The following is a 1,028-nucleotide window of genomic DNA, read 5'->3' as shown; positions in this document are numbered from 1 at the left end:
TCCGGAACACCAAACTCACCGGCCCGCTGTACAGGTTCGTCCCCTGCACCAGCCGCCCCTGATAGTGAATCATCCCCGGCGCATCCGCCCGCGCGAAGCCTGCGCCCAGCCCGCTCAACAACATGACGAACAACCACCTTCGTTTCATCTCGGCTCTCCTCCGTTATACAGTGAAAAAACGTTCTGATATTTCGCCTTGCTCGTCAATGCGAAATCGCCCGCTTCAGCGTCTCCAGCTCCCGGCGCAGCGCCTGGATCTCGTCCCGGAGTCGGGCATTTTCCTCTTCCATTCGCTCATTGTGTTGCGCGTGCGCTGGGACGAATGCGAAGGGCACCTCGTCGGCCCCGTGCGCTGTACCTCCCGCGGTTATTCCTCCGTCCCGTCATTTCGGATCGCCAACCCCATCGCGATCGTAAATCTAAAACCCTCCAGCTGCACTCCGCTGCATTTTCACGCGTCAGCCGTTTCCGCAATCCAGTTTTTGGGAAGGGCGCGCTACCGCGTGACCGATGATAGAGAATAAATTTTTCGGGCGAGGTGGAACTCGCCCCTCCATAAATCGCGGGCAGGGTAGAACCTGCCCCTCCATCAAAGGGCGAGCACGCGGGCGAGCGCCCTTCCTCAATTTCATTCGATAAACGGCGCTCTCTTCTTCGACCCTTCAGCCATCAGAAAGATCCGCTCGCCGGCCCCTGTATCCGTCTCTCGAGTTCCTCGATCCGGCGGCGCAGGTCCTCATTCTCCCTGACGATTCGTTCGTTATCCCGCACAATTCGTTCGTTCTCCCGCGCCAGCGCCTGCACCGCGGCGAAGAGGACGCCGTCGGCGTCCACCGCGGCGATGCTTCGCTCATCGACTCCGACCTCAAACTCTCGCGTAAAATCTTGCGCGACAGGACCAATGTGCTCGACTCCCGGGTTCTCCTTGTACCGCCAACGATACACCGGCATTCGCTTGACCCCTTCCAAAATCTTCTCAACCTCTACAGGCTCCAGCCCTTCCTTCGCCTCGCGATCACTGCTATGAA

The 1,028-nt window shown here is 59.3% G+C and carries 2 protein-coding genes; both read right to left on the bottom strand.

What is annotated here, in order from left to right; all coding sequences use genetic code 11:
• Positions 1 to 203 precede the first annotated feature (203 nt).
• Positions 204 to 335, bottom strand: coding sequence for a hypothetical protein (locus NZ740_10690; protein ID MCS6772467.1), 132 nt, complete (start codon positions 333 to 335; stop codon positions 204 to 206).
• 334 nt (positions 336 to 669) lie between these two features.
• On the bottom strand, positions 670 to 1,028 hold a 359-nt coding region (locus tag NZ740_10685; protein MCS6772466.1), incomplete at its 5' end, for a tail fiber domain-containing protein.

Source organism: Kiritimatiellia bacterium (genome assembly GCA_025054615.1).
Classification (GTDB): domain Bacteria; phylum Verrucomicrobiota; class Kiritimatiellia; order CAIVKH01; family CAIVKH01; genus JANWZO01.
This window is presented reverse-complemented; position numbering and strand designations above follow the sequence as displayed.